This is a genomic window from Mesorhizobium sp. M7A.F.Ca.US.006.04.2.1, assembly GCF_004022915.1.
Taxonomy (GTDB): Bacteria; Pseudomonadota; Alphaproteobacteria; order Rhizobiales; family Rhizobiaceae; genus Mesorhizobium; species Mesorhizobium ciceri.
Genome location: NZ_RZQA01000340.1, coordinates 1 through 6,194, shown reverse-complemented (window position 1 = coordinate 6,194; position 6,194 = coordinate 1). Strand labels below are relative to the sequence as shown.

General features: G+C 62.0%; 9 protein-coding genes. 8 read left to right on the top strand and 1 reads right to left on the bottom strand.

Annotated features, from left to right (window positions below; translation table 11 throughout):
- From EN925_RS18710 to EN925_RS18675, 8 genes are all read left to right on the top strand, one after another.
- Positions 1–104: helix-turn-helix domain-containing protein (locus EN925_RS18710; RefSeq protein ID WP_206632849.1), on the top strand; the 104-nt coding region annotated here is incomplete at its 5' end.
- Positions 105–260: 156 nt separating this feature from the next.
- Positions 261–776 (top strand): sigma-70 family RNA polymerase sigma factor, encoded by a 516-nt coding sequence (locus EN925_RS18705; RefSeq protein WP_174299063.1) that lies wholly within the window; start codon positions 261–263, stop codon positions 774–776.
- Positions 773–1,546: an anti-sigma factor gene (locus EN925_RS18700; protein WP_013531511.1), complete on the top strand. Its 774-nt coding sequence runs from the start codon at positions 773–775 to the stop codon at positions 1,544–1,546. Before EN925_RS18705 ends, EN925_RS18700 begins: the two co-directional genes overlap by 4 nt.
- 23 nt (positions 1,547–1,569) lie before the next feature.
- Complete coding sequence (locus EN925_RS18695) at positions 1,570–2,286, top strand: Bax inhibitor-1/YccA family protein (RefSeq protein ID WP_027163483.1); 717 nt, start codon at positions 1,570–1,572, stop codon at positions 2,284–2,286.
- Between the two features lie 175 nt (positions 2,287–2,461).
- Positions 2,462–3,367 carry an aldose 1-epimerase family protein gene (locus EN925_RS18690; RefSeq protein ID WP_128336795.1) on the top strand — a complete coding sequence of 302 codons (906 nt, stop codon included), beginning with the start codon at positions 2,462–2,464 and terminating at the stop codon, positions 3,365–3,367.
- Positions 3,357–3,827, top strand: a complete 471-nt coding sequence (locus EN925_RS18685) for a hypothetical protein (protein WP_127368596.1) — start codon at positions 3,357–3,359, stop codon at positions 3,825–3,827. The genes EN925_RS18690 and EN925_RS18685 overlap by 11 nt, the downstream gene beginning before the upstream one ends.
- A 50-nt stretch (positions 3,828–3,877) precedes the next feature.
- Positions 3,878–4,540, top strand: coding sequence for a glutathione S-transferase family protein (locus EN925_RS18680; protein WP_024505208.1), 663 nt, complete (start codon positions 3,878–3,880; stop codon positions 4,538–4,540).
- A 64-nt stretch (positions 4,541–4,604) separates the two neighbouring features.
- Positions 4,605–5,261 (top strand): DUF1629 domain-containing protein, encoded by a 657-nt coding sequence (locus EN925_RS18675; RefSeq protein WP_127368597.1) that lies wholly within the window; start codon positions 4,605–4,607, stop codon positions 5,259–5,261.
- A gap of 2 nt (positions 5,262–5,263) precedes the next feature.
- Here the strand turns inward: EN925_RS18675 and EN925_RS18670 are convergent, their stop codons facing one another.
- Positions 5,264–6,175, bottom strand: coding sequence for an agmatinase (locus EN925_RS18670; protein ID WP_127368598.1), 912 nt, complete (start codon positions 6,173–6,175; stop codon positions 5,264–5,266).
- Positions 6,176–6,194 lie beyond the last annotated feature (19 nt).

The following is a 6,194-nucleotide window of genomic DNA, read 5'->3' as shown; positions in this document are numbered from 1 at the left end:
AGACGCTGGTGGAGGCCGACTTCAACATTTCCGAGACGGCACGACGGCTGGGCATGCACCGCCGGACGCTGGCGCGGAAGCTGGAGAAGAGGCGTGTGAAGTAGGCACGATCCACCGGGCATGGCACATCGTGGCGATGCCGATGATAAGATTGATGCCGGCAACAATCGTTGCATTCGAACGATGTCCTCCAAAGGAAAAATTGGCAGGGCAGGGATTAAAATCCCCACATGCTCCGTAAACAGGACATGAAACCGCCGATGCCACGCTTTGACATCATAGGACAGCTCGGTTCGCTGCGCCGCTATGCGCGCTCGCTGACGCGCGACAGCACCGACGCCGAGGACCTTGTCCATGACGCGCTGGTGCGCGCTTATGAGCGGCGCAGCACCTTCCGCTCCGGCGGAAACCTGCGCGCGTGGCTGCTGTCGATCGTCCACAACACCTTCATCGACAGGATGCGGGCCCGCAAGTCCGAGGCGTCGCGCGTCGAACAGGCTGGATACCTGGCCGACGGCAGCACGCCGGCACCACAGGAACATTCGGTGCGCCTGGCGCAGGTGCGCCAGGCTTTTTTCAGCCTGCCGGAAGAACAGCGTTCAGCGCTGCACCTCGTCGCTATCGAAGGCCTCTCCTACCAGCAGGCCGCCGATGCCAGCGGCGTGCCGCTCGGCACGCTGATGTCGCGCATCGGCAGGGCGCGCGCCGCACTGCGCGAGATGGAGGAGCCGGCGAAGGCAAAAAACCACCTCAGGATCGTTGGAGGCCCTTCATGACCGCAACTGTCGATCCCGTGACGGATATCGACCTCGACGCCTATGTCGACGACCAGATCGACGTCACCCGCCGCATCGAGGTGGAGGCATTCTTGTCCGCTCGCCCGGAGGCGGCGGCGCGCGTGATGTCGGATCTCAGGACCCGCGATGAACTGCGCGTGGCGCTTGCCGGCTCCAAAGGCATGGCACGGCCCGCGACCGCCGATGCCGCGCGGCGGCTGGAGAGGGGGCTTGCCCGCGGCCGCATCTTCGGTGTGCTGCAGCGCGCCGCGGTGGTTGCTGTCTTCGTCGCCGCCGGGTGGCTGGCGAACGGTATCATCGGGCCGATGTCGGTGACCAAGGTCGTCGCCTCGCCGCAGCCGCCCGCCTATGTCGACGACGCAGTGCGGGCCCACAGGACCACGCTGGTGCGCGAGAGCATGCCGTCGCAGCCCGAGGCGCCCAATTACAACGCCGGCGAGATTCGCGCCGCGACCGCCATCGTCATGCCGTCGCTGCCCAAGGATTGGAAGGTCCGCGACGTGCAGATCTATCCGTCCCGCTTTGGTCCGAGCGTCGAGATGGCGGTCGAGACGAAAGACATGGGGCTGGTGTCGCTGTTTGCGATCCGGCCTGGAACCTTCGACGTTGTCAAGCCGACGATCGCGCCCTCGGGCGACATTTCATCGGCCTATTTCCAGATCGGCGATGTGGCTTATGCGGTGGTCGGACGAAGCGAGGTCCACGACCTCGACCGCGCCGCAGAGACGCTCGCCAAGACGCTCTACTGATCGATCCACAAAGGAGAACGCAAATGAACACCCCCAATCTGGGATATCGCGTCGGCGCCGGCGCCCAAACCGGAGCCGTCTTCGACGAGGGCCTGCGCCAGCATATGCTGCGCGTCTACAACTACATGGGTGTCGGCCTGGTGGTCACCGGCCTCGTCGCCTTCATGATCTCGTCGACGCCGGCGCTCTACGTGCCGATCTTCTCCAGCCCGCTGAAATGGGTGGTGATGCTGGCACCGCTCGCCTTCGTCATGCTGTTCTCGTTCAAGATGCAGACCATGTCCGCGGCGAGTGCCCAGGCGATGTTCTGGGCCTTCTGCGCGGTCATGGGCCTCTCGCTCGCCTCCGTGTTCCTGGTGTTCACCGGAACCAGCATCGCGCGCACCTTCTTCATCGCAGCCACCATGTTCGGCGCCACCAGCCTGTACGGCTACACGACAAAGCGCGACCTGACCCAGTTCTCGTCGTTCCTGATCATGGGCCTGATCGGCGTGGTGATCGCCAGCATCGTCAACATCTTCCTCGGCTCGACCGCGCTGCAGTTCGCCATCTCGGTGATCGGCATCGCCGTGTTCATCGGCCTGACCGCCTGGGACACGCAGACGATCAAGGAACAGTATGCCGAGAATTTCGACGCGGAATCGCGCCAGAAACTTGCCGTCTTCGGCGCCTTCTCGCTCTATCTGAACTTCATCAACATCTTCCAGCTGCTGCTGAATTTCACCGGCGAACGCGAATAACGACTATCCGCTGTGGGCAAGAGCGAGGGTTATTGCTCTTGATGCGGAGAGGTGGCCGGAGGGAGATCCTCCGGCCACAATTCGTTCCTGCAGAACCAGGCTGCACCTTGAGTCCCGAAGCGCTTTTGCTAGTCTGCCCACCGCGCCGGCCTTCAACAACAACCCGCGAGGAAATGTGGCACAGGACAGCCAAACGCTTCATGGCGACGGTATCTCGGCGACCATCGTTGCGCAGGGCGCCGAACTGATTTCGCTGCAAGATGCGCACGGATTCGAATTCCTGTGGCAGGCGGGGCCGGAATGGCGGCGTCACTCGCCGGTGCTGTTCCCGATCGTAGGGCGGCTGGCGGGCGATCATCTGCGCCATCGCGGCCGGACCGATCCAATGACGCAGCACGGGTTCGCGCGCGACAAGCCGTTTGCCTGGGCGCGGAAGGGGCCGCGATCCTGCACGCTGGTGCTCACCGACGATGTCGACACCCGGGCGCGCTATCCGTTCGCCTTTCGGCTTGAAGTGACCTACACGCTGGTCCGCCAGCAGCTTGATGTGACTTTCGACATCACCAACACTGGTGATGAGCTCCTGCCGGCATCGATCGGGGCGCACCCGGCATTCAATTGGCCCTTGCAGCCGGATCAGGCCAAGACGGACTACCGGCTGATCTTTGCCGATGATGAGCCGGCGCCGATCCGCCGCCTTAAGGACGGACTGCTGCTGAAAACGCCACAGCCGACGCCTGTCGAAGGCAACATACTCCCGCTCTCCGAGCGGTTGTTCGACGAGGACGCGGTGATCATGGACCAGCCCGCAAGCTCCAGCGTGCGTTATGCCGCCGAGCGTGGCCCGGCGATCGAGATGTCCTGGCAAGGGGTTCGGGAGTTGGGCGTCTGGTCAAAGCCGGGCGGCGCGCCGTTCCTGTGCATCGAACCCTGGCACGGCCTTGCAAGCCCGGTGGATTTCGATGGTGATTTTGTCGACAAACCAGGCCTGATGCTGATCGCGCCGGGTGCAAGTCGCGTGATGAGCTATCAGGTACGTCTGCTGCCAATAGCCAATTGGAGTGCGCTCAGTGAATTCTGAAACGATCGAGATCTACCATCCACGTGGTGTTTCAAATTTGGGCCAATGGGACATTGGTGGTCTCAAGCTCAAAGTCTATGGTCTCGTCGCAGACAACAAAAAGATCGACGAACCCATGGCGACTCTGGCGCAGTCATTCGTGCGACAGGAGGTTCTGCCGCGTGTGGCGGACGAGGGTGACGAGAATGGCATGGGCTTTGTGATCATTCATCCTGGTGAGCTCGGTGTGTCCATCTTAGCTCACTGGTGGATACAGGGTTCGGTGCTTTGTCAGCACATCTATCGGAAGCTGTATTCCGCAACCGAACCGATGGACACGGTTAAGAGACCTGTTATTGCCTGTGTTCGGGAATTGGCTCTGATGAATGCCGAGCAGGAAGCTTGGCGAAAAACGATGATGAAAGGCGAGCCCAATCCATTGGGATACATGGGCGCTTGGGCTGACTTCGAAGCTGCATAGAGGCTGCTCATGATCGACTATTGCGTGGTCGCCCAGATCGTCGGTGCCCAATGAAGCTGTACTTCAGCCGCAATCCCAATCCTCGATTGGCGGTCGCGGTCGCACGCTATCTCGAAACGAAACTGGACTTCGAATTCGCCTCGCCATTCGCTGCCGGGCAAATGGAGAAATTTCGCCGGTTAAATCCCAACCTCTCACTGCCCATCCTTGTGGATGATGAGGGAAAGAGCCTCTGGGAGGCAGACGCCATAGCCTGCAGGCTGTCGCGCCACGCGCATTCGGATTTCTGGCGTACCGGCGATGACGAACCCGAGATGATCCGGTGGCTCAGCTGGGGCAAAGAGCACTTCGCACTCGCTTGCGACACGGTGCATTTCGAACGTGGGACGAAACAGCGGTACGGCATCGGCCCGATCGATCAGAAGCGGGTGGAGGAGGGCCTGAACCAATTCCATACGGCTGCGGCAATACTCGACGCCGTGCTTGCCGAGCGGCAGTGGCTGGTCGGCAATTCGGTTTCCTATGCCGATTTTCGAATGGCGACCTTCCTACCGTTCAACGACGCCGCCAGACTGCCGCTCGACGACTATCCCTCTGTCAGCCGCTGGTACCGTCGACTTGAAGACATCGACGCCTGGCGTGACCCTTTCAAAGGGATGGATGCACCCGAATTGCCGCCGGTGCCGCAAATGGCCGTCGCGGACCAGCGGTGAGAACGCGCGCGAAGAGCAGCGCAGCAGGCCGAACCTACCAAGGCGATGATGTGCGGGGGACCGGATGAACATCTATGTCCTGAGCGTGATCGAAGGACAGGAATGGGTCCTTCCTCGGCAGGCGGACGACTACCAGCTGTTTTCGACGCTCTGCGGCCGGAAGCAGACACAATGGCATCCGCCCAGGATGGAGATCCTGCGCGAACACGACGACGGTACGCTCCGGCAATATTCAGATTTTCCATGGCTTGGCGAGCATGTGCTCATCCTGCGGGCGAGGGCGTCGAAATTGCTTCGGCCAACCCTCGAACCGTACGGTGAATTCCTGCCGCTTCCTGCTGACGAGCCAATATCGCTCTTCAATGTCACCACCGTGATCGATGCGCTGGACGAGGAACGTTCAAAGATCGTTCGCTTTGACGATGGCGGCATCATGGTGATCGAAAGCCTCGTCCTTCGAGCGGACGCAATCGGCGGTACCGAGATATTCAAGCTGCCCGAGCGTGCCGACGGGGTGCGAATATCCGATATTTATCTGCAGGAGACGATCGTACGCCGGATCGGGGAGCTTGGGCTCAAGGGCATTGCTTTCAACCTGGTCTGGAGCGACGAGCCGGTCGGACGAGGCAGGATCGAATACCCAGGTGCCAAAAAGGGCATTTCAACCGCAAGCTCGCTCACGCGCTTTTGGGCCGCTCTGCGGCGAAGAGCGGGATTTTGACATCAAACCTGCCGGACGACGGTGCCGACCACATTGACGAGAAGGCGCGCGGCGGTCCGCGCTGACAGGCCGTCAATATCGGCCGGAGGATAGAACTCGACAAGGTCGAATCCTGCGATCCTGGCCCGTTTGCCGAGGCCGGCGATCAGGTCGATTACCTGCGTGTAGGTGAGGCCGCCGGGTGTACGCGCCGCCACGCCCGGCATGATGCTTGGATCAAGGCTGTCGCAGTCGAGGGTGACGACGACCCGCGCGGCTTTCGGAATATGCCGGAGCGCGGCTTCGACGCCCTGGGCATGAACCTCGCGGGCGGTCACGAAGCGGCTGCCATAGCGCCGGGCTGCTTCGATTTCGGCGATGCGCGCGCTGCCGACGCTGCGCAGACCGACCTGCACCATGCCGGCGACATGCGGCATCTCGCTTGCCCTGCGCATCGGGCTCGAATAGCCGTGGCGTTCGCCATGAACCTCGTCGCGCCAGTCTATATGGGCGTCGACCTGCAGGACCCAGACCGGCCCGTGCTCTGCAAAGCCGGCGAGGAAGGGAATGGTCATGGAACAGTCGCCGCCGATCAGGATCGGCACAGCCGGCAACGTCAGGATCTCGCGCGTTTTTGCCTCGATCCTGGCCCGGTTGCCGGCATTGTCATGCATGGTGGTCAAGATATCGCCGGCGTCGATGCAAGAGGCCGGCTTGCCGTCGAACAGCGGGCCGCCAAGATCGAAATCCCAGTGCTCGACGAATGCGGCATCGTCCTGGCTGGCAGCACGGATGGCGTTGGCGGCCAAGGCATAGCCGCTGCTGTCCCTGCCGGGATAGGTGCTGCCGTGACCGGCCCCGAAGATTACCGCACGAGGGACGTGGCTATCTGCAAGACGGTCGGGAAAGCCGAGAAAGGGAGGCGAGGGGGTCATGCCTTTATGGTCCTGATAG

Bases quoted from the DNA above. Each gene is read 5' to 3' on its own strand.
- EN925_RS18705 (WP_174299063.1), top strand. From the start codon at position 261: ATGCCACGCTTTGACATCATAGGACAGCTCGGTTCGCTGCGCCGCTAT.
- EN925_RS18700 (WP_013531511.1), top strand. From the start codon at position 773: ATGACCGCAACTGTCGATCCCGTGACGGATATCGACCTCGACGCCTAT.
- EN925_RS18695 (WP_027163483.1), top strand. From the start codon at position 1,570: ATGAACACCCCCAATCTGGGATATCGCGTCGGCGCCGGCGCCCAAACC.
- EN925_RS18680 (WP_024505208.1), top strand. From the start codon at position 3,878: ATGAAGCTGTACTTCAGCCGCAATCCCAATCCTCGATTGGCGGTCGCG.
- EN925_RS18675 (WP_127368597.1), top strand. From the start codon at position 4,605: ATGAACATCTATGTCCTGAGCGTGATCGAAGGACAGGAATGGGTCCTT.
- EN925_RS18670 (WP_127368598.1), bottom strand. From the start codon at position 6,175: ATGACCCCCTCGCCTCCCTTTCTCGGCTTTCCCGACCGTCTTGCAGAT.